This is a genomic window from Halorientalis sp. IM1011 (genome assembly GCF_001989615.1).
Classification (GTDB): Archaea; Halobacteriota; Halobacteria; order Halobacteriales; family Haloarculaceae; genus Halorientalis.
Genome location: NZ_CP019067.1, coordinates 2,407,956 through 2,428,913, shown reverse-complemented (window position 1 = coordinate 2,428,913; position 20,958 = coordinate 2,407,956). Strand labels below are relative to the sequence as shown.

21 protein-coding genes are annotated in these 20,958 nt (G+C 68.0%); 15 read left to right on the top strand and 6 right to left on the bottom strand.

The window, feature by feature from the left end:
* The first annotated feature begins 23 nt into the window (after window positions 1-23).
* From BV210_RS12445 to BV210_RS12435, 3 genes are read left to right on the top strand one after another with little or no spacing between them, the layout of a single operon-like run.
* Window positions 24-1,943: an ATP-binding protein gene (locus BV210_RS12445; protein WP_077206950.1), complete on the top strand. Its 1,920-nt coding sequence runs from the start codon at window positions 24-26 to the stop codon at window positions 1,941-1,943.
* A 52-nt stretch (window positions 1,944-1,995) separates the two neighbouring features.
* Window positions 1,996-2,421 (top strand): universal stress protein, encoded by a 426-nt coding sequence (locus BV210_RS12440; RefSeq protein WP_077206949.1) that lies wholly within the window; start codon window positions 1,996-1,998, stop codon window positions 2,419-2,421.
* A gap of 46 nt (window positions 2,422-2,467) precedes the next feature.
* On the top strand, window positions 2,468-2,884 hold the full coding sequence (locus BV210_RS12435; RefSeq protein ID WP_077206948.1) for a hypothetical protein: 417 nt from the start codon (window positions 2,468-2,470) through the stop codon (window positions 2,882-2,884).
* Between the two features lie 225 nt (window positions 2,885-3,109).
* Here the strand turns inward: BV210_RS12435 and BV210_RS12430 are convergent, their stop codons facing one another.
* Window positions 3,110-4,285 carry a KaiC domain-containing protein gene (locus BV210_RS12430; RefSeq protein WP_077206947.1) on the bottom strand — a complete coding sequence of 392 codons (1,176 nt, stop codon included), beginning with the start codon at window positions 4,283-4,285 and terminating at the stop codon, window positions 3,110-3,112.
* Between the two features lie 146 nt (window positions 4,286-4,431).
* On the opposite strand from BV210_RS12430, the gene BV210_RS12425 reads away from it, so the two are divergent.
* Complete coding sequence (locus BV210_RS12425) at window positions 4,432-5,274, top strand: NAD(+)/NADH kinase (protein ID WP_077206946.1); 843 nt, start codon at window positions 4,432-4,434, stop codon at window positions 5,272-5,274.
* On the opposite strand, the gene BV210_RS12420 is transcribed toward BV210_RS12425, so the two are convergent.
* The gene (locus tag BV210_RS12420) at window positions 5,275-5,535 is read right to left on the bottom strand and encodes a hypothetical protein (RefSeq protein WP_077206945.1); all 261 of its coding nucleotides are present in this window, start codon (window positions 5,533-5,535) and stop codon (window positions 5,275-5,277) included. It lies immediately after the preceding gene.
* Window positions 5,536-5,590: 55 nt separating this feature from the next.
* Complete coding sequence (locus BV210_RS12415) at window positions 5,591-5,815, bottom strand: hypothetical protein (protein ID WP_077206944.1); 225 nt, start codon at window positions 5,813-5,815, stop codon at window positions 5,591-5,593.
* A gap of 102 nt (window positions 5,816-5,917) precedes the next feature.
* Here BV210_RS12415 and BV210_RS12410 point away from each other — a divergent pair, with 102 nt between their 5' ends.
* The gene (locus tag BV210_RS12410) at window positions 5,918-6,496 is read left to right on the top strand and encodes a response regulator (RefSeq protein ID WP_077206943.1); all 579 of its coding nucleotides are present in this window, start codon (window positions 5,918-5,920) and stop codon (window positions 6,494-6,496) included.
* 219 nt (window positions 6,497-6,715) lie between these two features.
* On the opposite strand, the gene BV210_RS12405 is transcribed toward BV210_RS12410, so the two are convergent.
* A complete protein-coding gene (locus tag BV210_RS12405; RefSeq protein ID WP_077206942.1) occupies window positions 6,716-7,117 on the bottom strand; it encodes a universal stress protein in 402 nt (133 codons plus the stop codon).
* A 173-nt stretch (window positions 7,118-7,290) separates the two neighbouring features.
* On the opposite strand from BV210_RS12405, the gene BV210_RS12400 reads away from it, so the two are divergent.
* Window positions 7,291-7,659, top strand: coding sequence for a helix-turn-helix domain-containing protein (locus BV210_RS12400; RefSeq protein ID WP_077206941.1), 369 nt, complete (start codon window positions 7,291-7,293; stop codon window positions 7,657-7,659).
* Here BV210_RS12400 and BV210_RS12395 read toward each other — a convergent pair whose 3' ends face one another.
* Window positions 7,660-8,178 carry an HTH domain-containing protein gene (locus BV210_RS12395; protein WP_216640624.1) on the bottom strand — a complete coding sequence of 173 codons (519 nt, stop codon included), beginning with the start codon at window positions 8,176-8,178 and terminating at the stop codon, window positions 7,660-7,662.
* Window positions 8,179-8,468: 290 nt separating this feature from the next.
* On the opposite strand from BV210_RS12395, the gene BV210_RS12390 reads away from it, so the two are divergent.
* The 5 genes from BV210_RS12390 to BV210_RS12370 all read left to right on the top strand — a co-directional run bounded on the left by BV210_RS12390 (window position 8,469) and on the right by BV210_RS12370 (window position 14,159).
* Window positions 8,469-8,636 (top strand): hypothetical protein, encoded by a 168-nt coding sequence (locus BV210_RS12390; RefSeq protein WP_157526005.1) that lies wholly within the window; start codon window positions 8,469-8,471, stop codon window positions 8,634-8,636.
* A gap of 86 nt (window positions 8,637-8,722) precedes the next feature.
* Window positions 8,723-9,676, top strand: coding sequence for a bifunctional 2-dehydro-3-deoxygluconokinase/2-dehydro-3-deoxygalactonokinase (gene kdgK1 / locus BV210_RS12385; RefSeq protein WP_077206939.1), 954 nt, complete (start codon window positions 8,723-8,725; stop codon window positions 9,674-9,676).
* Window positions 9,677-9,775: 99 nt separating this feature from the next.
* Window positions 9,776-11,263: an aldehyde dehydrogenase gene (locus BV210_RS12380; protein WP_077206938.1), complete on the top strand. Its 1,488-nt coding sequence runs from the start codon at window positions 9,776-9,778 to the stop codon at window positions 11,261-11,263.
* 94 nt (window positions 11,264-11,357) lie between these two features.
* Window positions 11,358-13,103: a pyruvate kinase gene (gene pyk / locus BV210_RS12375; RefSeq protein WP_077208055.1), complete on the top strand. Its 1,746-nt coding sequence runs from the start codon at window positions 11,358-11,360 to the stop codon at window positions 13,101-13,103.
* Between the two features lie 90 nt (window positions 13,104-13,193).
* Window positions 13,194-14,159: an ROK family protein gene (locus BV210_RS12370; protein WP_077206937.1), complete on the top strand. Its 966-nt coding sequence runs from the start codon at window positions 13,194-13,196 to the stop codon at window positions 14,157-14,159.
* A gap of 134 nt (window positions 14,160-14,293) precedes the next feature.
* Here the strand turns inward: BV210_RS12370 and glpK are convergent, their stop codons facing one another.
* Window positions 14,294-15,832 (bottom strand): glycerol kinase GlpK, encoded by a 1,539-nt coding sequence (glpK, locus tag BV210_RS12365; RefSeq protein ID WP_077208054.1) that lies wholly within the window; start codon window positions 15,830-15,832, stop codon window positions 14,294-14,296.
* 100 nt (window positions 15,833-15,932) lie between these two features.
* On the opposite strand from glpK, the gene glpA reads away from it, so the two are divergent.
* The 4 genes from glpA (at window position 15,933) to BV210_RS12345 (ending at window position 20,928) form a co-directional block, all read left to right on the top strand.
* Entirely contained in the window at window positions 15,933-17,639 is a 1,707-nt protein-coding gene (glpA, locus tag BV210_RS12360; protein WP_077206936.1) for an anaerobic glycerol-3-phosphate dehydrogenase subunit GlpA, read from the top strand.
* On the top strand, window positions 17,629-18,903 hold the full coding sequence (glpB, locus tag BV210_RS12355; protein ID WP_077208053.1) for a glycerol-3-phosphate dehydrogenase subunit GlpB: 1,275 nt from the start codon (window positions 17,629-17,631) through the stop codon (window positions 18,901-18,903). The genes glpA and glpB overlap by 11 nt, the downstream gene beginning before the upstream one ends.
* On the top strand, window positions 18,900-20,279 hold the full coding sequence (locus BV210_RS12350) for an anaerobic glycerol-3-phosphate dehydrogenase subunit C (protein ID WP_077206935.1): 1,380 nt from the start codon (window positions 18,900-18,902) through the stop codon (window positions 20,277-20,279). The genes glpB and BV210_RS12350 overlap by 4 nt, the downstream gene beginning before the upstream one ends.
* Window positions 20,280-20,367: 88 nt before the next feature.
* The gene (locus tag BV210_RS12345) at window positions 20,368-20,928 is read left to right on the top strand and encodes a hypothetical protein (protein WP_077206934.1); all 561 of its coding nucleotides are present in this window, start codon (window positions 20,368-20,370) and stop codon (window positions 20,926-20,928) included.
* The last annotated feature ends 30 nt before the right edge of the window (window positions 20,929-20,958 follow it).

Below are 20,958 nucleotides of genomic sequence, written 5' to 3'. Positions count from 1 at the left end.
CCCACCGGTCCGATTGACCGGGTATGTCAGATCTGGGCGACTTTACCGACTTCGACGGCGACGGGGGCGAGGGGTCCGCGGACGGCGACGACGGGTCGGTCGCCGAGGCGGCGACCAGCGACGAGTCGGGGACGACGGAACCGGCGGCCGACGATTCGGGATCGAGCGACGACGAGACACCCGAGTTCGAGACGGTGGACGTCTCGCCCGCAGGGCAAGACCGCGGGATCGGCGTCCTCTCGGCCTCGGAGGGGCTGACGATCAGCGAGGACGCCGACGATACCATGCTCCGGGCCTACGTCACCGTCGAGAACCGCTCGACCGTCCGGATCGGGAAGTACCTGCTCGTCCCCTACCCCGACGGCGAGCGCCTGTTCTGCCGGATCACCGCGCTGGAGTACGCCCAGGAGTTCCGCACCGACGACGCCACCGAGATCCACGCCCGCCGCGCGATGCGCTCCCGGGAGATCGACGAACAGGACTTCAAGTTCATGGCGTCGCTAGAGCCCGTGGCCGTTCTCTTCGAGGAGGGAGGGGCGCGAAGCGCCCAGAGTCAGTCGAGCGGCGACGAGTCGCGAGACGACGGCGAGCTCAAACGGCGGATGACCGACCGCGTACCCAAACCCGAGACGGTCGTGCGGCCCGCCACGGACAAGTCCGAGATCAAGACCGGGCTGAAGATGCCCGAGGACGGCGTCTTCCTCGGCCACCTCGCCGTGGGCGGCGAGCGGGTCAAGACCGCCGCCGAACCGCCGACGATCGACTACCGGCTGAAAGACGACTACGAGGCCGGCGACCCCCTCGTGTTCCGCCACACCCTCGTCGCCGGCGGGACGGGGTCGGGGAAGACCCACGGCTCGAAGAACATCCTCCGGCAGTACCTCGCCGAGGAGCGGACCTACCCCGTCGGCGACGGCGAGGACCGCGAGGTCCAGACCGCCGTCGTCCAGTTCGACCCGCAGGACGAGTACGCCCAGATGCACGACGACAACCCCGACCTGGACGACGACGACCGCCGCCGACTGGAGCGGGAGGGCGTCGCCTACGGCGGTCACGACGACACGATCGCGCTGGTCCCCAAGGTCGGCGGGGCGAGTTACGCCGCCGACCACCACCGCGCCGAGCAGGTGGAGTTCACCATCCCCTTCTCGATGGTGCGGGACAACCCCTGGCTGGTCGCGGGGAGCGGTCTCAACGACAACCAGTACGGCGGCCTGACCCACCTGCTGAACCGCTTTTTCGACAACTACGGGTCCGAGGGAACCTACCAGCAGTTCGTCTCCTTCCTCGACGACCCGGCGCTGAAGGAGGAACTCGACGAGAGCGGGCGCGTCCACGAGGCGACCTTCGACGCCATCCGCCGCCGCGTCCGCGGGTTCGGCGACGTGTTCGACCGGGACGCCCGCCCGATTACCGAGCAGATTCACGAACTCGTCCGCCCTGGCGGCCTCACCGTCGTTCCGACGTACCACATCAACGACACCCGCACCGCGGAGACGATCGTGCTGGCGGTATCGAGTCTGCTGGTCGACCAGAAGCTCTCGAACGACCCGGAGTACGACCGCATCAAGGAGACACCTCTGGTCGTCGGGATGGACGAGGCCCACAACTTCCTGACCGACGCCGACAGCGTGCAGGCCGGCAAGGTCATCTCGAAGTTCACCGAGGCCGCCAAACAGGGCCGGAAGGAGCGGCTCGGACTCTTTCTCATCACGCAGGACCCACAGGACATCGCCGAACCCGTGTTCAAGCAGATCAACACGACCGTCGTCCTCAACCTCGGCGACGAGGACGCCATCTCGGCGGTGAACATCCCCGCGAATCTGGAGGCCAAGGTGCCCTACATGGAGAAAGGCCAGATGGTCGTCTACTCGCCGGACAACTCCGAACCAGTCGAGTTGATCGGCCTCCCCGTGTGCGTGACCAAACACGGACGGGACTGAGCGAAGCGACCCGGCCGCTACACCTTTGTCGCGTGGCATGTTATCCCCCTGCATGGGAAAGCGAATACTGGTTCCCGTCGACGGGTCCACGCAGTCCCGGGAGGCCTGGGAGTTCGCCGCGCGGGAACACCCCGAGGCGGAGTTCGTCCTGTTGCACGTCATCGATCCGACGGAGGCAGGATACAGCGCCGGGGCGTCGTTCCCCGCTGCCTCCGAGGAGTGGTACCAGCACGCCAAGGACGACGCCGAGGAGTTGCTCACCGAACTGGAAGCACAGAGTGGGACGAGTGCCGTCGTCGGGACGGATACCGTGGTCGGCAAACCGTCCCGCGCCATCGTCGAGTACGCCGAGGAGCACGACATCGATCGGATCGTGATGGGCAGTCACGGTCGCTCCGGCGTCTCCCGCATCCTGCTCGGCAGCGTCGCCGAGAACGTCGTCCGAAACGCCACGATCCCCGTGACGGTCGCGCGGTGACCGCGGTCGACAGAAGACACTTATCTGGACTGGGCCATCCGAACCCATGCGACGCCGTGCCCTCCTCGCTGCGGTCGGGACCAGTTGTGTCGCGGTCGGTGGCTGTCTCGGCGACGGCAGCGATACCGACGGCAAACCCGATCCGACCGGGACGGTCGACCCACGGGGAGACATTCCCCTCGTGATCCACAACCAGCGCGACGCGACCAGCACGGTGACGGTGACCGTCACCGCCAAGAGTACGACGGTCTTCGAAAAGACCGCCGAGTTGGACGTGGGCGAGTCGACCACGCTCGATCCCGGCCTCGACGAGACGGGGGAAGGCTACGAACTGATCGCCGAGACCGACGGTGGCAGGCGGGACACCCTTCCGTTCACTGTCGACGACTTCGCCCTCCGGAACAGGTTGAAGCTCCTCGTGTGGATTCTCGAAGATCGGGTGGATACGGGAATACAGGAGTAGCGGTGCTGCTGGCGAACGAGCACACCAGCCGCACGCTCGCGTGCCGAAGGCTCGCGAGCGCGCGGACCGGCGCGCCCGACGAGCGGCGCGAGGCCGACCGAAGGGAGGCCTCGAAATGCGCGAACGGGGAGGAACGACCCGTGAGCGGGAGGACGGCGCGATTTTTGGCCGAGATTTTTGCCGCGGAGTCGCTCGTAGAGCGACGGAGCGTGCAAAAAGGTCGTCTCAGAAAATGTTGGCCTGCTGGTACACCGAGATGCCTTCGTCGGTAATTTCGTAGGGTTTGGTCTCCCGGGAGTGGTTGGCGTTGCGGATCTTCTGGATCTCGACGGCCATGCGGGTCTCGCGGGTCTCCTGGCGGACGTACCGGAGGTGAACGACGGCGTCGGTGAGGTACTCGATGATGCCGTGGCGGGAGGCGTACTCGTGGGACTCGCTGGCCTCGGAGGTGAGCATGGTGGTGACGCCGGCCTTCTTCAGCGAGCGAGTGAAGTCGAACACCTGGGTCCGGCGTTTGGCCTGGTCGTTGTACATCATCTCCAGCAGCGACACGGAGTCGAGCACCAGCCTGTCGGCGCCGAAGTCCTCGATGAGTTCGGGGAGTTCGGCCTGGATGTTCTGGAGGCTGTTGGCCATCTCGACGGGGTCCAGGTCGATGATGGCGAGGTCGTCCTCCTCTTCGTGGCGCTCGAAGTTCCAGTCGTGTTCGTCCGCGGTGGCCATGATGGCGTCGTGGCTCTGTTCGAGCGTGATGAACACGGCTTTCTCGGTGTCCTCCTTTTCCAGGCCGTGGTGGAGAAACTGGAGGCCGAAGGTCGTCTTGCCGGTCCCTGCCGACCCGATGGTGACGATGAGGTGTCGGCGGGGAATCCCACCCTGGATCATGTTGTCCAGTCCCTCGATTCCCAGGTCCAGTCGGGGGAGGTCGGACTCGAAGTCCTCGTCGTCGAACTCGCTGCTGCCACCGCCGCCACCGCCGCCGGCGGACCCGAACGCGGAGGCGAAGTCGTCGTCGAACAGTTCGCCGTCGCCGCCGGCCTCGCCCCCGCCGCCGAAGGGGCTGTCGTCGTCGCTTCCGCCGCCGAACGGGGTCTCATCGCTCGCGCCGTCGGTCTCGGCGAAGGCGGCGTCGTCACCACCGAACGGGGTCGCTCCCTCGTCGGCGCTGCCGTCGCCGAAGCCGCCGCTGTCGTCGCCGCCCTCGAACGGGCTATCGCTCCCGCCGTCGAACGGCGAGCCGTCACCGCCGTCGTCGCTCCTGGCGGATTCGTCCGCGTCGAACGGCGACCCCTCGCCGTCAGCATCGTCGCTCCCGTCGTCGGTGAAATCGGTGTCGTCGCTGTCGGTGTCGTCGTCACCGTCACCGACGGCGCTCTCGAACCAGTCGTCGTCCTCGCTCATGGGCGATGCACCGACGGCCGGGTGGCCATACCCGACTCTGGGTACGCTGCGTGATTAATGTTGCCCGACGCTCACGTCCCGAAACGCCCGTCCGGACGGGTCGGGTCCGCCCGGTTTATGGTGACCCGTTGCCAACCCCGAGACGGATGAACGTCGGCATCGTCGCCCAGCGAGACAATCCCCGCGCCGCCGCGCTGGCCAACGAGCTCCGGACGCACCTCGACGACGAGGACGTGCCGACTGTCGTCGACGAGACGACAGCGAGACGGCTCGACAGCGAGGGAGTGACCGGGGTCGAGGGCGTTCCAGTCGACGAGATGGAGCGCCGCGACCTGGTGGTCAGCATCGGCGGCGACGGCACCTTCCTCTTCGCCGCCCGCGGCGCGGGGACGACGCCGATCATGGGCGTCAACCTCGGCGAAGTCGGCTTCCTGAACGCAGTTTCACCCGACGAAGCCGTCGAGGTCGTCGGAGACGTGGTCCGGCGGATCCGCGAGGACGGCGCGGCCGACACCCGGTCGATGCACCGACTGCGGGCCCGCGGCGACGGCTGGACGATCCCGCCGGCGATCAACGAGGTCGCCGTCCTCGGCGAGCAGCGCGGGCACGGACAGGGGATCGACTTCGAGGTGACGGTCGACGGGGCGACCTACACCGAGGGCCACGCCGACGGCGTGTTGATCGCGACGCCGACGGGAAGTACCGCGTACAATCTCAGCGAGGACGGGCCGCTCGTCCACCCGGACGTGTCCGGGCTGATCGTCACGGAGATGGCCGGCGAGTCGGAGATGCCGCCGCTGGTGGTCGACGACGACAGCGAGATCGAAGTGACAATCGAGAACGGAGGGCGAGCGATCGTGGTCGGGGACGGGCGGACGAACGAGACGGTGACGCCGCCGGCGACGGTGTCACTCGAACGGGCAGAGAAACCGGTCAGAGTGGCGGGGCCGCCGCTGGATTTCTTCGCGGGCCTGGAAAAACTCGACTGATCAGCGTTTGGCGGTCATGTACACCATCGGGGCCAGCACGAGCAGGGCGAGACCCAGGAACTTCCAGTAGGTGGCTTCGAGCATGCTCTGGGGTGTCAGCAGGAACAGGAGCCCGAAGCCCAGGAACTGCATGGCGTAGACACGCTGGGATTTCAGCGGCAGGGCTGCCAGGGCAGACAGGATAAAGATCAGCAACAGTGCCTGCCCGACGTTGTACTGGAGCAGGAAGTTGTCGATTACCTGCAGCGGTAGCGCGAGCATTCTTGGCTAGGACTGACCCTGTAGCGGCCTAAAAACTTCCGTTACGAGCCCACAGTTACGTGGGTCCGGTCAGGTCCAGTGGGCGGACCCAGACGTACCAGATCAGCAGGATGGCCCCGGCGTAGCCCAGCGCCCACGCCAGACTGCCGAGCCTGTCGTAGCCGGCCGCCGCGAGCGCGTAGTTGGCCAGTCCGGGGATGACGACGCCGCCGGTCAGTACCAGTGCGAACGTGGCCTTCTCGGACAGCCCTGTCCCGCCGTCGGTCTCGTGGCCGTTCATGTCCCGGTCGAGGGACTCTACTGGCGTGAAAGGTTCGGTCTCGGGCCGCCGGTGTCAGCGTGCGTGCAAAATTATAACCCGTCGCTCCCAAACAGACGTGGTATGGGCAACGATTCGGCGTCGGCGACGATACTCGTCGTCGACGACGAGACGGAAGTCGCCGACGTATACGCGCTCAAACTGGAGCGCGAGTACGACGTCCGGGTCGCCTACGGCGGGCAGGAAGCACTCGAGAAGGTCGACGAGGACGTGGACGTGGTGTTGCTCGACCGCCGGATGCCCGACCTGTCGGGCGACGACGTTCTCGCGGAACTTCGGGACCGCGGGCTCGACTGCCGGGTCATCATGATCACCGCCGTCGACCCCGACTTCGATATCATCGAGATGCCCTTCGACGACTACCTCTGCAAACCCGTCGAGAGCGGCGACCTTGTTGGGGCCGTCGAGCAACAGCTCGCGGCCGGCGAATACGACGACCGACTCACCGAGTACTACGAGGTCACCTCCAAGCTGGCGCTGCTCGAAGCCGAGAAGACACCCCGTGAACTCGAGGGGAACGAGGACGTCGAAGCGTTACGTGAACGGGCCGAACGGCTCGAAGCCGAGATGAGCGACTCGCTATCGGACTTCGAGGATTTCGAGATGGCGTTTCGCGAGATCGGCCGCCAGCCCGGTCGATAGGATTCAGAAGACGCCGTGATGCCGCCTGAGGAACGGCATCGCGGCAAAGCTGGCACGTGGTGCTTGCGGGACGGCTGTTGAGGGAGACGTGGGCGCGTCCCCCGCCGGTAGGAATCGGAAGCGATGAACCACCCACCCACCGGCACACGTTAATATACAGTAGTTACAGATTAAATTTTACCCGGAAATTCGTGGTTTTTTAAATGTACGGCGCTTACGTCAGGCGTCGTCGCCCCGCCGGCAGACGAGCACGGACCGGTCGGCGTCAAGCAGGACGCTCTGGGTGACGCTCCCGAACAGGACCTTCCCGGTCGGGGAGCGCTTGCGGCCCCCGATACAGATGAGGTCCACGTCCTCGTCGGCAGCGACTTCGAGGATGGAGTCCGCCGGACTGCCCGAGCGCTCGTCCAGAGTCACCTCGTAGCCGGCGTCTTCGAGGTGGGACTCGACGCGCCGGGCCGACTGCAGCTGTGTGATGGACGCACCCGAGGGGTTGTCGGTGAACGAGTGCAAAACGGTAACGTGAACGTCCTCGGAGCCGCCCGGCAGGTCCTCGACCGCCCGGGCCTGTCTGAGCGCACGGTCGGCATCGGTGTCGATCGGCATCAGTATCTCGTACATATCACCTTCCTCGGACAGGAGCCTGTTAAATCGCGGTGTAAAGTATCAGATTTTGAGAACTGGCGGGACCGGTCGAGTATCAGTCTCTGAACTACACCGTGACGGTTCCGGTTACCCACTACAACCAGGTATCGAGATGTAACTATATATCGCTGGAGGTTCACCGACCGTGTATGAGCGACGACGATCCGATCGAGATCTGGTGTGCCGGCGAGGAGTGGTGTGCCGTGACCGCGACGGCATCGCTGATCGGCAAGAAGTGGCATCCAGTCATCGTGGACCGACTGTTGAACGAGGGGCCGCTGGGGTTCAACGCGCTGAAGGACGCGGTCGACGGCGTGTCGAGCAAGGTGCTGTCGGACAGTCTGGAGGACCTGGAGGAACGCGGAATCGTCACGCGCACGGTGGTCAGCGAGAAACCGTTTCGCGTCGAGTACGCCCTGACCGAGCGCGGTACGGACCTCGCGCCGGTCATCGAGGCGATGCGCGAGTGGGGTCGTGACCACCTCGTCCCCGCGCCGGACGACGGTTCACCTGCCTGATTACTCCTCGGCCTCTTCGGCGACCAGTCCCCCGTCGCCGTCGGATTCGAGCGGTTCGGTCGTGGTCCCGTGTTGCTCCAGCGTGTCGAGACGGTCGGTCACGGTGACGACGTCGTCACCGTCAGTACAGGGGGCGACGTAGGTGAGTTCGCCACCGTGGTACTCCGCGAGCGTGAACATCGGCAGGACGAGGGCGGCGTAACTCTCCTCGGTCATCCGTGAGTCGACCCGGCGAGTCTCGAAGAACGAACTGATCGAGCGATCGGTGTCCGTTGCCCACTCGCGGAACATCTCGACGCGGTTCAGCACGTTTTGCCCAGCGTCGGTGCGTGCCGCGGCCGTCGAGAGGCTGACCTGCCGTCCCCAGACGTGAACGTTGAACTCGTCGATCAGCCCGGTGTCCGCGAGTCGTTCGAGCCGTTCGATCACCGCCTCCTGCCGGCCGTTCCCGGCACGGGGTGTGAGTGATCGGACGTGGAGATCGACGGTGACCCGCTCCGCAGTAATATCGGTGGTCATTGTACCCGGGTATCCGTACTGATCAATTTACTGAATGATAAAGATTTGGGCGGGAAAAATAAACGACCGACAGGGGCGGTACCACCGGGTTGCACAGCCGAGGAATCGCCGGCGAGCGAGTACGAGCCCCCGCCTAACTGTCGACGGCCCCTGGCCATTCCCGACCACTCATCGCACCCGACAGTATCGGCAGTTGAAACCTCACGGTTACCCGTGGGCCACCGGTTTACCGTGAGGTGTGGTAACATTTAACAGTGAGTGCCGTCTACGTTCACACAGAGGTGGTCACGATGGCACGAGCACCAGTCGACGACGCGGACGCCGAACGGGACGCGCCAGTAGCCGCCGGCCAGTTCGTAGAACTGGACGCCGCCGAGGGCGTCATCATCTACGACCGGGAGAATCACAGCGCCTGGGTCCAGTCCGACAGTGCGGTCATGGTCACGGACCGGCGGTAAGGTGCCCCGCGGGAGTCGACGGTGGACCGGCCAGTCACTCGCGCTCGTCTCGCACCTTTTTGCTCGCGGCGGACGACGGTGTGTCCATGCCGGAACTCGCCACGTTCGGAGAGACGATGTTGCGTCTGTCACCGCCCGGCGACGAACCGGTCGAGACGGCCCGGACCTTCGAGGTCCACGCCGCCGGTGCCGAGAGCAACGTCGCCGTCGCGGCCCAGCGGCTCGGCGTCGCGTCGACGTGGCTCTCGAAACTCCCGGACTCACCTCCCGGCCGCCGCGTCCGCTCCGCGCTCCGCCAGCACGGCGTCGAGCCCGCGGTCGTCCTGTCCGAGGAGGGCCGGCAGGGGACCTACTACCTGGAGAGCGCCGACCAGCCCCGCGGCCGGACGGTGATCTACGACCGCGAGGGCGCGGCCGTCCGGACCGCGACGGCCGCGGAACTCCCGACCGACCGGATCGAGCGTGCGGATGCTTTCCACACGACCGGGATCACGCCCGCGCTCTCGGAGACGCTCGCGACGACCACCGCCGACCTGCTGGAAATCGCCCGCGAGGCCGACACGACGACCGTCTTCGACCTGAACTACCGCTCGAAGCTCTGGGAGCCCGACCGGGCGCGGGAGACGATCACCGATCTGCTCGACCTGGTCGACGTGTTCGTCGTCGCCGACCGGGACGCCGAGACGGTGCTGGGGCTTGCGGGATCGCCGACGGAGACGGCCGAACGTCTCGCCGCCGACCGGGACTTCGAGACGGTCGTAGTGACCCGCGGCGACGAGGGTGCGGTCGCGGTTCACGACGGCGAGACCCACGAACAACCGGCAATCTCCGCCGGTGACGCCCACCCGGTCGGCACCGGCGACGCCTTCGTCGGCGGGTTTCTGGCGAGCCGACTCCAGAGTGGGTCCGTCCCAGAGGCGCTGACCTACGGCGCGGCGACGGCGGCGCTGAAGCGGACGATTCCCGGCGACGCGGCAGTGGTCACGCCCGAGGCCGTCGAGCACACGATCGAGGGCGGGACCGAGGGGATCGAGCGCTGAGAGCGAGCGCCGACCGGCCCGCGCGCAACCAACCGGAACGGACCCCGACACCCGGCCGCGAGTGAACCCTTTACGCGGGGGTCGGCTAGGGACCCCGACATGGCCACGACACGATACGCGCCGACGGATCACGTGCTCCGGGAGGGGGAGAGCGACGGCGAAACGCTCGACGTCCGCGACCTCGCCGAGGGCGGGGTGTTCGCCCACGTCCGGGCGGCGGGGCCGGGCGAAGCGAGGGAAGCGGCCGCGATAGCGGGGAGCGCCGAGCGGCCCATGCGGGAGACGACGCTGGTCGAGCGCGCCGAGTGGCTCGACCGGATCGCGGACGAACTGGCGGCCCGCCGGGAGGAACTCGCGACCGTGATCGTCCGCGAGGCGGGCAAGCCGATCACGAGCGCGCGGGGCGAGGTCGAGGCGGCAATCGAGCGGTTCCGGCGCGCGGTCGAGGAGGTCCACGACCTGCAGGGCGAGTACCTCGAAGGGACGACCACGGGCCACGAGGGCTGGGAGGCCATCGTCAAGCCCCAACCCGTCGGGACCGTCCTCTGTCTCACGCCGTACAACTACCCCCTGTCGACGACGGCACTGCAGGTCGCGCCGGCGCTGGCCGCGGGCAACCCAGTCATCCTCAAACCCGCCACCCAGACGCCGGTGAGCGCGGCGCTGCTGGCCGAGGCGGTCGACGCCGTCGACCTGCCACGGGGCGCGTTCAACTACGTCCCCGGCCGGGCCAGCGAGATCGGCGACGCACTCGCCGGCGACGACCGGATCGACGCGATCGCCATGACCGGCTCGTCGGCGGCCGGAAACCACGTCGCCGACGAGAGCGGCATGGTCACGCTCCACATGGAACTGGGCGGGAACGCGCCGGCTCTGATCTTTCCCGACGCCGACCTCGACGACGCGGTCGGCCAGTGTGCGCGCGGCTCCTTCAAGTACGCCGGCCAGCGCTGCTCGGCGGTCTCCCGGGTGCTCGCGCACGAGTCCGTCCACGACGAGGTGGTCGACCGCCTCGACGCCGAGATGGACACCTGGATCGCGGGCGATCTCTTCGACGAGGAGACGACGTTCGGCCCGCTCATCACCGAACAGCAGGCCGACCACGTGGAGGAACTGGTCGACGACGCGGTGGAGAGAGGTGCAGAACTGGTCCGCGGGGGTCGCAGATCCTCCGGCCCGGAGGATCTGCGAGCACACCAGAACTCCCCGAGTTCTGGGGACGGCGACAGAGACGGGCAGTTCTTCGAGCCGACGTTGCTGGCCGACGTACCCCACGACGCCCGCCTGATCGAGGAAGAGCAGTTCGGCCCCGTTGCGGTGGTGACGACGTTCGCGGACGAACGGGAGGCCCTCGACATCGCGAACGCGGGCGATCTCGGGCTGGACGCGGCGGTGTTCACGTCCGACCACGACCGCGCCATGCGGCTGGCCGATCGGATCGAGGCCGGCGCGGTCCGGATCAACGGCACCCCCTCACACGGTCTCGGGGACATCCCCTTCGGTGGCGTCAAGGACTCGGGCATCGGCCGCGAGGGGATCGGCTACACCATCGACGCGTTCACGACGACGAAGACGATCGTCCTGTGAGCGACCCGTGAGAAACGACCGTCCCCCGCAGAATCTATCCCCCTGCGGTGAGAACCGCGGACGAGAACCCGTGGGCAGCGACCACATCGAACCCATGCGCAACGCGAAGATCGTCTGCACGATCGGCCCGGCCTCGGACTCGCGAGAGCGACTGCGCGAGTTGGTCGAGGCGGGGATGGACGTGGCGCGGCTGAACGCCAGCCACGGCACCCCCGAGGACCGCCGCGAAGTGATCGACCGCATCCGCGACGTGAGCGGCGACCTCGGCGCACCCGTGCCGGTCATGTACGACCTCGCAGGCCCGGAGATCCGGACGGCCTCCACCGACGAACCGGTCCACGTCGAGACCGGCTCGACCGTCCGGTTTTCGGTCGGCGAGACCGCCACCCCCGAGGAGATCGGCCTCTCGGATTCGATCGCGGCCGCCCAGCCCGGCGACCGCGTCCTGCTCGACGACGGACGTATCGAGACGGTCGTCGAGGAGAGCGACGGAGAAGTTGTCGTCGCACGCGTCGAGGACGGCGGCGACCTCGCCGGGAACAAGGGCGTCAACGTCCCCGGCGTCGACCTCGGACTCCCCGTGGTCACCGAGCAGGACCGGCGGGACATCGAAGTCGCCGTCGAGCAGGACGTGGAGTTCGTCGCGGCCAGTTTCGTCCGGAGCGGCGAAGACGTCTACGAGGTGGCCGAAGCCATCGACGACGCGGGCGGTGATATTCCGGTGGTCGCCAAGATCGAGCGTGCCGACGCGGTCGCGAACATCGACGCCATCGCCGACGAGGCCGCGGGCGTGATGGTCGCCCGGGGCGACCTCGGCGTCGAGTGCCCGATGGAGGAGGTCCCGCTCATCCAGAAGCGAGTCATCCGCCGGTGTCACCGCGCGGGCGTCCCGGTCATCACCGCGACGGAGATGCTCGACTCGATGGTCCACGAGCGCCGGCCGACCCGCGCGGAGGCCTCGGACGTGGCCAACGCCGTACTCGACGGGACCGACGCCGTGATGCTCTCGGGCGAGACCGCCATCGGTGACCACCCCGCCACCGTGGTCGAAACGATGGACCGGATCATCCGGGACGTGGAGGGCAGCGGGGAGTACGACGAGTCCCGCGAGCAGCGCGTGCCGCCCGCGGGCGAGAGCCGGACCGACGCGCTGGCCCGGTCCGCGCGCTTCCTGGCACGTGACGTAGGAGCCAGCGCCATCGTCGCGGCCTCCGAGTCGGGCTACACCGCCCGGAAGGCCGCCAAGTACCGCCCGGACGTGCCCATCGTCGCCGCCACGCCGAGCGAGCGCGTTCGCCGCCAGCTCTCGCTGTCGTGGGGGATTCGCCCCGAGTTCGCCAGCTACACCGAGGACGGGGCGAACGCGGTGATCCAGACCGCAGTGCAGTCGGCCATCGACGCAGGTGTGGTCGAACCAGGGGAGACGGTGGTCGTCCTCGCGGGGATGATGACCGAACTCGAGGGACTGGACACCGCCAACACGCTCAAGGTCCACGTCGCTGCCGAGACGCTCGTCTCGGGCCGCCCGGTCGTCGACGGCGTGATGTCGGGGCCCGTCTACCACGTCGAGGACGGCGACCTCGCCGGAATGCCCGAGGGAGCGATCCTCGCCGTCCCGGACGACTTCGACGGCGAGTTCGAGGGCGACCTCTCGGCCATCGGCGGCATCGTCACTGCCCACGAGGGTGTCACTGGCTACGCCGCCATCGTCGCCCGCGAGCTGGGCGTCCCGACCATCGCGGACGCGGATCTCGGCGACGTGGCCGCCGGGACCGACGTGACGCTCGACGGCGAGCGCGGTGTGGTCTACGCCGACCGGATCACGGACCGATCGGAGTGACGCCGTGACTGCGTCGTAGTTGCGGGATGGGATGGGGAGCGCGGCGAGCGAACGGTCTTAAGTGCGCGCCGGGCCACGGTTCAGGCGAGAATGTACGCGGGAGTCGACCTCGGGGCGACGAACCTCCGGGCCGTCGTGACGGACGTGGAGGGGCGGATCCTCGGCCGCGATCGGCGGCCGACGCCCCAGAACGAGGGTGGCATCGCCGTCACGGAGGCCGTCCTCGACTCGCTGCGGTCGGCCTGCGAGGCCGCGGGCACGACGACCACGCGGCTCAACGCCGTCGGGATCGGCTCCATCGGCCCGCTCGATACGGCCGCCGGAGCCGTCGAGAACCCCGTGAACGTCGAGGGCGCGGACCGCATCCCGCTAGTCGGCCCGGTGGAGAACCTCGTCGACAGCGAGGCAGTCTACCTCCACAACGACGCCAACGCCGGCGTCCTCGCCGAGCGGTTCTACGCCGACTGCGCACCCGACGACATGGTCTACCTGACCATCTCCTCGGGGATCGGGGCCGGGGTCTGCGTCGACGGCCATCTGCTGTCGGGCTGGGACGGCAACGCCGGCGAAATCGGCCACGTCGCGCTGGACTCGGAGGGGCCAGTGACCTGTGGCTGTGGCGGCACCGGTCACTGGGAAGCGTTCTGCTCCGGCGAGAACATCCCCGAATACGCCCGGATCCTCCACGAGCGCGGGGACGTGGCGACCGAGCTGTCGCTCGATGAGCCGGATTTCGACGCGGCGGCGGTGTTCGAGGCAGCGGAGGAGGATCCGCTGGCCGACCGGGTGCTGGATCGGCTGGCTCACTGGAACAGCCACGGGATCGCGACCATCGTCCACGCCTACGCCCCGATCACGATTTCCGTGGGTGGTGCGGTCGCGCTGAACAACCCCGAACTGGTGCTTGATCCCGTCCGCGAGCGCCTGCCCGACCTGGTGGTCTCGAACGTGCCGGAGATCCGGCTGACCGAGTACGGGGACGACATCGTGGTGAAAGGGGCTGTCGCGAGTGCGATGACCGGCGGCACTGGTGATCGGGGGCGAATTCGCAGATGAGCCCCTGCGGCAGTGCCGGCGCAGGTGGCACTGGTGATCGGGGGCGAATTCGCAGATGAGCCCCTGCGGCAGTGTCGGCGCAGGCGGCACTGGTGATCGGGGGCGAATCCGGCGGTAACTGATCGGTCGTCCCGTCAGTCCGCGTCGTCGCGGGCCCAGTCCATCGACCGGTCGACGGCGTCGTGCCAGCGGTCGAACTTCGCGTCGGCGTCGTCCGGATCCATCTCCGGCGTGAACCGGGCGTCGACGTGCCAGTTGGCCCGGAGTTCGTCGAGTGAGTCCCAGTAGCCGACCGCGAGGCCGGCGGCGTAGGCCGCGCCGAGGGCCGTCGTCTCGTCGACCTCCGGGCGGACGATGTCGACCCCGACGATGTCGGACTGGAGCTGACAGAGGAAGTTGTTCTTGACCGCACCGCCGTCGACTTTCAGACTCTCCACCGCGACGCCGGCGTCGGCTTCCATCGCCTCGGCCACGTCCCGGGTCTGGTAGGCGATGGCCTCCAGGGTCGCGCGGACGATGTGTTCGCGGCGTGTGCCCCGGGTCATGCCGACGATGGTCCCGCGGGCGCGGCCGTCCCAGTGTGGCGCGCCGAGGCCGGTGAACGCGGGGACGACGTAGACGCCGTCGGTCCCCTCGACCGAACGGGCGAGTTCCGCGGTCTCGGCGGGGCTGTCGATGAGGTCCACGTCTTCGAGCCACTCGATGGCCGCCCCGGTGACGAAGATCGACCCCTCCAGCGCGTACTGGACGGGTTCGCCCGAGCGCTGGAAGCCGACGGTCGTCAGCAGGCCGTGATCGCTCTCGACCGCCTCGGTGCCGGTGTTGAGCAGGAAGAAGGAGCCGGTGCCGTAGGTGTTCTTGGCGTCGCCCGCGTCGAAGCAGGTCTGGCCGAAGAGGGCGGCCTGCTGGTCGCCGAGCGCGCCCGCGACCGGAATCTCGGCGTCGAGGAAGCCGTCGGGGTCGGTGTGGCCGTAGCAGTCCTCGTCCGAGGAGGGACGGACCTCCGGCAGGACGGCGGCGGGGACGGAGAACTCCGCGAGCAGGTCGTCGTCCCACGCGAGGTCGTGGATGTTGTACAGCATGGTCCGCGAGGCGTTGGTCACGTCGGTGACGTGGGTCCCGGTCAGGTTGTAGATCAGCCAGCTATCGACGGTGCCGAAACACAGCTCGCCGGCCTCGGCGCGGTCGCGCACGTCCTCGGGCCGGGTGCGCTCCATCTTGATCGGATCGGCGTTTTCCAGCAGCCACTCGACCTTCGTCGCCGAGAAGTAGGGGTCGGGTTGCAGGCCCGTCTTCTCGCGAATCCACTCGGCCGTGCCGTCGGCCGCCAGTTCCTCGACGCGGTCGGTGGTCCGCCGGTCCTGCCAGACGATGGCGTTGTAGACGGGGTCGCCGGTCTCGGCGTCCCAGAGGACGGTCGTCTCGCGCTGGTTCGTGATGCCGAGCGCCGCCAGTTGCGACGCGTCGATGGTCGCGTCGTCGAGCGCCCGGTCGATCACGGACTGCACGTTCTCCCAGATCTCGACGGGGTCGTGTTCGACCCAGCCGGGTTCGGGGTAGATCTGTTCGTGCGTCTCGTAAGCGCTCCCGACGACCTGCCCCCCGTGATCGAAGACCATGAACCGGGTCCCGGTCGTCCCCTGGTCGATCGCCCCGACGTAGGTGTCTCCCATGGTCGCTCGCCGCCATGTACAGCCACCCTCGCCTTGAAGGTACGCCTCGGCCGCGCCGCCGACGGTGCACATTTGTGTCCGGGGCCCTATCCCGCGATAGATGCCGGACGCACCGACGGTGCTGGTGATCGGCGGCGGGTCGACGGGCTGTGGCATCGCGCGGGACCTGGCGATGCGCGGACTCGACGTGACGCTCGTCGAGCAGGGGAACCTGACTCACGGGACGACCGGCCGGATGCACGGCCTGCTCCACAGCGGCGCGCGCTACGCCGTCTCCGACCGGGACAGCGCCCGGGAGTGCATCGCCGAGACCCGCGTCCTCGAAGACATCGCGAGCCACTGCGTCGAGGAGACCGGTGGCCTGTTCGTCAAGCGTCCCGAAGACAGCGAGGCGTACTTCGAGCGGAAACTCCAGGGATGTGAGGCGTGTGGCATCCCCGCCGAAGTCCTCTCCGGGCGGGAGGCCCGCCAGCGCGAACCCTACCTCGCCGAGGACGTGGACAAGGCCATCGCGGTGCCCGACGGGGCAGTCGACCCCTTCAGACTCTGCGTGGCCAACGCCGCGAGCGCCGAGAACCACGGTGCGCGGATCGAGACCCACGCCGAAGTGACCGACCTGCTCGTCGAGTCCGGCGAGGTCGTCGGGGCGGAGATCGAACACGGGAGCGGACCGGGGACGCGGAGCCACCGCAGCCCCGGCGCGACCGAGCGGATCGAGGCCGACCACGTGATCAACGCGACGGGTGCCTGGGCGGGCGGAATCGGCGAGATGGCCGGCGTCGACGTGGACGTTCGCCCCTCGAAAGGCGTGATGACGGTGATGAACGTCCGGCAGGTCGACACCGTCATAAATCGGTGCAAGCCGAAGGGCAACGCCGACATCGTCGTGCCCCACGAGACCACCTGCATCCTCGGGACGACCGACGAAGAGGTCGAGGACCCCGAGGACTACCCCGAAGAACAGTGGGAGGTCGACCTCGTGATCGAGGAACTGTCGAAACTCCTCCCCGTTCTGCAGGAGGCCCGAACCATCAGATCCTACTGGGGGGTGCGGCCGCTGTACGAACCGCCGGGCTCGGGAACTGCGGACTCCGAGGATATCACCCGCGATTTCTTCCTGCTCGACCACGCCGACCGGGACGGCCTGCCCGGACTCACCACCATCGTCGGCGGGAAGTTCACCACCTACCGGATGATGGCCGAGGACGTCAGCGATCACGTCTGTGATCGACTGGGTGTCTCGGCGACCTGCCGGACCGCCGAGGTGCCCCTGCCGGGAAGTCGCGACGAGCGCGTCCTCGACGACGCGATGGACGCGTTCGGGCTCAGTTCGCCAGTCGCTCGTCGGAGCAAACAGCGGCTCGGCGACCGCGCGTCCGACGTGCTCGACACCGACGAGCCCAATCCCGTGGTCTGTTCCTGCGAGGGCGTCACCCGTGCGGAACTTCGGGACGCCATCGGCCAGTCGGGGACGGACCTCAACGCGGTCCGCATCCGGACGCGCGCGTCGATGGGCAACTGTCAGGGCGGCTTCTGTGCCCACGCGATGGCAGACGAACTCCATCCCGAGTACGACCCCGAGCAGGCCACCGCGGCGCTGGACGAACTGTACCAGGAGCGCTGGAAGGGCCAGCGCCACGCGCTGTGGGGCGAACAGCTCTCACAGGCAATGTTGACCTACGCACTGCACGCGGCAACGATGAACCGGGATCGGGCGGCGCGGAGTGCCGCCGGGAGTCGGACGGAGGCCGACGACCGCACCGTCGACTTCGAGGCCTTCGACGGAGGTGCTCCTGGTGGCGATTGAGCAGGACGTGCTGGTGATCGGCGGCGGACTGGCCGGGGCGACCGCCGCGATCTCCGCGGCCCGGACCGGCGCAGACGTGCGCCTCGTTTCGTCCAAACAGCCGACGCTACGCCACGCCAGCGGCCTGATCGACGTACTGGGTTACACCCCCGACGGCGAGGGGCCGCTGGCCGACCCCTTCGCGGCGCTGTCCGACCTCCCCGAGGGTCACCCCTACGAGCGGGTCGGCCGAGACGCGGTCGAGGCGGGACTGGCACTGTTCGACGAGATTGTGGGTAATACCTACGAAGGCAACCACACCGAACGGAACGCGCTGATCCCGACGCAGGGCGGGCGGGTCAAACCCACGGCGCGGTATCCCGCGAGCGTGTCCGCGGGGCTCGCGAGCGACGAGCGGGACGCCCTGCTGGTGGGGTTCGAGCGGCTGGCCGGGTTCGACGCGTCGCTGTCGGCCGCCCGGCTGAACGCGACGGGCGTGCCCTTCACGGCCCGCGGCGCGGCCGTCGAGTTTCCAGAACTCTCCAGCGCGGACCCGAAGGTGACCCGGTTCGCACAACTGCTCGACCGGGACGAGGGGGTCGATGCGGGGCGCGGCGTCCGCCGGGAAGTCACAGAGCGGGTCACGACCCACATGGACGGCGAAGATCGCGTGGGGTTCCCGGCCGTCCTCGGCGACGACCACCCGGAGGAGGTTCGAGCCGATCTCGAATCACACCTCGGCGCGGCCGTGTTCGAGATCCCGATGGGGCCGCCGAGCCTCCCCGGCCTTCGGCTGGAAGACCGGCTCTACGACGCGCTGGACGAGGCCGGCGTCCGCATCGAGACCGGGAACCCAGTGGTCGGCTACGAGTCGAAGTCGAGGGGCAACGGCGTCGAGACCGTCCTCGTCGACCGCACCGGTTCGACGGTTCCCTACGGGGCCGAGCAGTTCGTGCTGGCGACCGGCGGACTGGTCGGGAAGGGGATCGAGTCGGACCGATCGGGCGTCGAAGAGCCGATCTTCGACTGCCACGTCGCCCATCCATCGGACCGTTACGACTGGTTCGCGGACGACGCGTTCGGCGACCACCGGTTCGCACGGTTCGGCGTCGATCCCGACCGGGAGCTGCGACCCCGGGATGCACATGGAAAGATCGAGTTCGACAACCTCCGGGCGGCGGGTGCCGTGCTGGGCAACTACGACTTTGCGGCGGAGAAGTCCGGCAGCGGCGTCTCGCTGGCGACGGGCTCCCACGCCGGCAGGCTGGCAGGTGAGAACACGTGAGCGACGCAGACTCCCCCGACGACCGAGGCGTACCGGACGGCGAGCGAGGCGACGCGAACGAAGACTTCGAGCCCGTCGAGGTCTTCCCCGAGGGCGACCTCGACCTCCGGAGCGGGGCGGACTCCTGTTATAAGTGCTCGACCTGCGATACGAACTGCCCCGTCGCCGAGGTCGACGACGAGTTCCCCGGGCCGAAGTTCCAGGGGCCCGAGCAGTGGCGACTCAAGCGCAAGGAAGACAGCGAGATCGACCCCTCGATCATGGACTGCTCGAACTGCATGCGCTGTGACGACGCCTGTCCGGCCGACGTGCCCCTCAGCCAGATGCACAACGAGGCTCGCGCCGAGTACGTCGACGGACAGATGAGCAAGTTCTCCGTCGAGTACTGGCGCAACCGCGTCCTGGCGAACTATCGCAAGGGCGCGTGGCTCGGGAGCAAGGTCCCGCGGCTGACCAACGCCCTCGCGAACAACGGCCCGCTGCGCAAACTCGGCGAGAAACTGTTCGGACTCACGGCCGAACGGGAGTTCCCCGAGTTCGCCACGGAGACGTTCAGGGAGTGGTGGGAAGAGCGAGGTGGCGCAGCCACCTCGAAGAAGCGAGCGCGGGAGGCGCGAGCCGATCGTGGCGGGGCGGACGTGCAGAGTGAAGACAAACGCGTCGCGTACTTCCACGGCTGTTACGCCAACTACAACACGCCCGAGGTGGCGAAGGCCATGGTCCGGGTGTTCGAGCACTTCGGCTACGAGGTCGCCGTCCCCGAGCAGGGCTGTTCGGGCACGCCGATGTTCGCCAACGGCATGCTCGACGACGCCCGCCGGGACGCCGAGACCAACGTCAGCAATTTCTCGGACCTGATCGACGAGGGCTACGACGTGATCTGCTCCTGTACCTCCTGCTCGATGTCGCTCCGACAGGAGTACCCCGAGCTATTTACCTTCGAGGGCACCGCCGACGTGGCGGCTCACACCTACGAGGCCCTGGAGTACCTGCGCATCCACGAGGACCTGCGAGGGGCGCTCGACGAGGCGGAGGTCGGTGGCGAGGGCGAGGAACTGGCCTACCACGCGCCGTGTCACGCCCGGAATCAGGGGCTGGACCGGCAGGCCGTCGAGCTGTTCCGCGATCTGGACGGCGTGGGGGTCGAGGACGTGGGCGACTCCTGTTCGGGCATCTCGGGCACCTACGGCTGGAAGGCCGAGAAGTACGACACATCCATGGCGATCGGCGAGGAGATGTTCGCGGAGATGGCCGACGCCGACGGCGAGACGGGGATGACGGAGTGTCCGACCTGCGCGATGCAGATGGAACACGGCACGGGCTACGAGATCCGCCATCCGCTGGAACTGCTGGAAGACGCGCTGGTCGCGGACTGATGGGACGGCGGCGGGCGGGGCCGTCGTCGGGAGTTCTCCGACCGAAATGTAGCCGAACTTTATATCGGAGAGGGAGATATCCAGTCACATGGGTTTGCGTAGCTGGGTCAGCGGGTTGCTCGGCGGCGAGGGGGACGCGACCGACGACGGCGACGACGGAGAGCTCGAACTCGCGGTCGACGTGGAGCGCCGCGCCGGGTCGATCCTGGAACACTACGGCCTCTCCGGGGAGGACGCCCGGCAGGTCGCAGAGATTCTCGCTGCCGAGTTGGGCCGCGAGGAGGGGTACGCCCGGTCGATGATCGCCGACCGTGTCGCCCGGGAACTCGACATGGACGAGGAACGCGCCCGGACCATCGTCGACACGGAAGTGGCGTCGATCCGGAACCTGGCCCGCGTCCGGACGTTCACCGACCAGGCCGGCGGCGACGTGCGGTTCCGCTGGGTCGACTCCGTCGGACAGGACGACTCGCAGGTCTGTGCGGACGTGCGGTCCGAAATCGACGACCGGGGGCCGGTCGACCTCGACGAACTGCGGTCGATCATCCGCGAAGCGGCCAGCGAGCACCCGTCGGGGACGCCCGAGCGAGCCGACGATCTCGTGCCCCACGAACGGTGTCGCCACACCGTCGTGCGGCACATGGAGTGATACCGACGGACGGCGTGTTCCCAAACTACT

Bases quoted from the DNA above. Each gene is read 5' to 3' on its own strand.
- BV210_RS12395 (WP_216640624.1), bottom strand. From the start codon at position 8,178: ATGACCACCGATATTACTGCGGAGCGGGTCACCGTCGATCTCCACGTC.
- BV210_RS12430 (WP_077206947.1), bottom strand. From the start codon at position 4,285: ATGAGCGAGGACGACGACTGGTTCGAGAGCGCCGTCGGTGACGGTGAC.
- BV210_RS12425 (WP_077206946.1), top strand. From the start codon at position 4,432: ATGAACGTCGGCATCGTCGCCCAGCGAGACAATCCCCGCGCCGCCGCG.
- BV210_RS12345 (WP_077206934.1), top strand. From the start codon at position 20,368: ATGGGTTTGCGTAGCTGGGTCAGCGGGTTGCTCGGCGGCGAGGGGGAC.
- BV210_RS12445 (WP_077206950.1), top strand. From the start codon at position 24: ATGTCAGATCTGGGCGACTTTACCGACTTCGACGGCGACGGGGGCGAG.
- BV210_RS12440 (WP_077206949.1), top strand. From the start codon at position 1,996: ATGGGAAAGCGAATACTGGTTCCCGTCGACGGGTCCACGCAGTCCCGG.
- BV210_RS12435 (WP_077206948.1), top strand. From the start codon at position 2,468: ATGCGACGCCGTGCCCTCCTCGCTGCGGTCGGGACCAGTTGTGTCGCG.
- BV210_RS12390 (WP_157526005.1), top strand. From the start codon at position 8,469: ATGGCACGAGCACCAGTCGACGACGCGGACGCCGAACGGGACGCGCCA.
- glpK (WP_077208054.1), bottom strand. From the start codon at position 15,832: ATGGGAGACACCTACGTCGGGGCGATCGACCAGGGGACGACCGGGACC.
- BV210_RS12380 (WP_077206938.1), top strand. From the start codon at position 9,776: ATGGCCACGACACGATACGCGCCGACGGATCACGTGCTCCGGGAGGGG.
- glpA (WP_077206936.1), top strand. From the start codon at position 15,933: ATGCCGGACGCACCGACGGTGCTGGTGATCGGCGGCGGGTCGACGGGC.
- BV210_RS12420 (WP_077206945.1), bottom strand. From the start codon at position 5,535: ATGCTCGCGCTACCGCTGCAGGTAATCGACAACTTCCTGCTCCAGTAC.
- pyk (WP_077208055.1), top strand. From the start codon at position 11,358: ATGCGCAACGCGAAGATCGTCTGCACGATCGGCCCGGCCTCGGACTCG.
- kdgK1 (WP_077206939.1), top strand. From the start codon at position 8,723: ATGCCGGAACTCGCCACGTTCGGAGAGACGATGTTGCGTCTGTCACCG.
- BV210_RS12400 (WP_077206941.1), top strand. From the start codon at position 7,291: ATGAGCGACGACGATCCGATCGAGATCTGGTGTGCCGGCGAGGAGTGG.
- BV210_RS12415 (WP_077206944.1), bottom strand. From the start codon at position 5,815: ATGAACGGCCACGAGACCGACGGCGGGACAGGGCTGTCCGAGAAGGCC.
- BV210_RS12410 (WP_077206943.1), top strand. From the start codon at position 5,918: ATGGGCAACGATTCGGCGTCGGCGACGATACTCGTCGTCGACGACGAG.
- BV210_RS12405 (WP_077206942.1), bottom strand. From the start codon at position 7,117: ATGTACGAGATACTGATGCCGATCGACACCGATGCCGACCGTGCGCTC.
- BV210_RS12370 (WP_077206937.1), top strand. From the start codon at position 13,194: ATGTACGCGGGAGTCGACCTCGGGGCGACGAACCTCCGGGCCGTCGTG.